Origin of the sequence: Burkholderia sp. lig30 (genome assembly GCF_000687455.2) — a bacterium.
Lineage (GTDB): Bacteria > Pseudomonadota > Gammaproteobacteria > Burkholderiales > Burkholderiaceae > Burkholderia.
Genome location: NZ_JGVW01000120.1, coordinates 1 through 932 on the forward strand (window position 1 = coordinate 1; position 932 = coordinate 932).

Consider the following 932-nt stretch of genomic DNA (forward strand, 5'->3'; position numbering starts at 1 on the left):
GTAAGCGTTCGGCAAACCCATCTTGAGTTGCCTTGAAGGACTTGGGAGTATCGTGTCCACTAAAAATAGGTGGACACGTGAACACTATCGAAGAACAAGCACCGGCTGGCCGGCGTCGCCGCCGCCGTTACAGCCGCGAATTCAAGGCTCAGGCGGTTGCAGCGTGCCAGGGGTCAGGCGTGTCGATTGCGGCGATCGCGTTGCATCATCAACTCAACGCGAATTTGCTTCGACGCTGGGTGGAACAAGCCGAAGGCAAGATGCGGGAGCAAGACCCGAGTCATGCAGTGGCCGTGCAGTCAATGGCGCCGCCGGCGTTTGTTCCAGTGCCGCTCGAGACGAGGACTGCGCGTCCGACAGAGATTCGCATTGAGGTGCGTCGCGCGGACCAGTCGATCACGGTCAGTTGGCCGACCACGGAAGCCGCCCAATGTGCCGCATGGCTGCGTGAGTGGCTCCGGTGATCCGCATCGATGAAGTGTGGCTGGCTGTCGAGCCGCTGGACATGCGAGCCGGTTTCGATACCGCGCTGGCCCGGGTGGTCAAGGTGTTCGGCGCAGCCCATCCGCACCACGCGTACCTGTTCGCCAATCGCCGGGCCAACCGCATGAAGGTATTGGTTCACGACGGCATCGGCATCTGGCTGGCTTCCCGCCGATTGAATCAAGGGCAGTTCGCGTGGCCGAGCCGCGGCGAGCCCAAACAGTACGCGCTCACCCACGAGCAACTGGCGGGCCTGGTCGTCGGCCTGCCGTGGCAACGCATTGGCGAAGGCGGCGTAATCCGTGTCGTATGACGTGAGCGCAGGCAATCGGTGAGCGTGCCCATGTCCTGCCGAGGAGCGATACGGCAGAATGGCCAGATGGTCGATCACGCACAACTCCAGGACATGAGCGCAGAGCAACTGCGGGCGCTCGCCATGGAGTTGATGT

General features: G+C 62.4%; 2 protein-coding genes. Both read left to right on the forward strand.

What is annotated here, in order from left to right; translation table 11 throughout:
• The first annotated feature begins 77 nt into the window (after positions 1–77).
• Positions 78–464, forward strand: a complete 387-nt coding sequence (tnpA, locus tag LIG30_RS25680; protein WP_160326724.1) for an IS66-like element accessory protein TnpA — start codon at positions 78–80, stop codon at positions 462–464.
• A complete protein-coding gene (gene tnpB, locus LIG30_RS22525; protein ID WP_038715649.1) occupies positions 461–796 on the forward strand; it encodes an IS66 family insertion sequence element accessory protein TnpB in 336 nt (111 codons plus the stop codon). Before tnpA ends, tnpB begins: the two co-directional genes overlap by 4 nt.
• Positions 797–932: the final 136 nt, after the last annotated feature.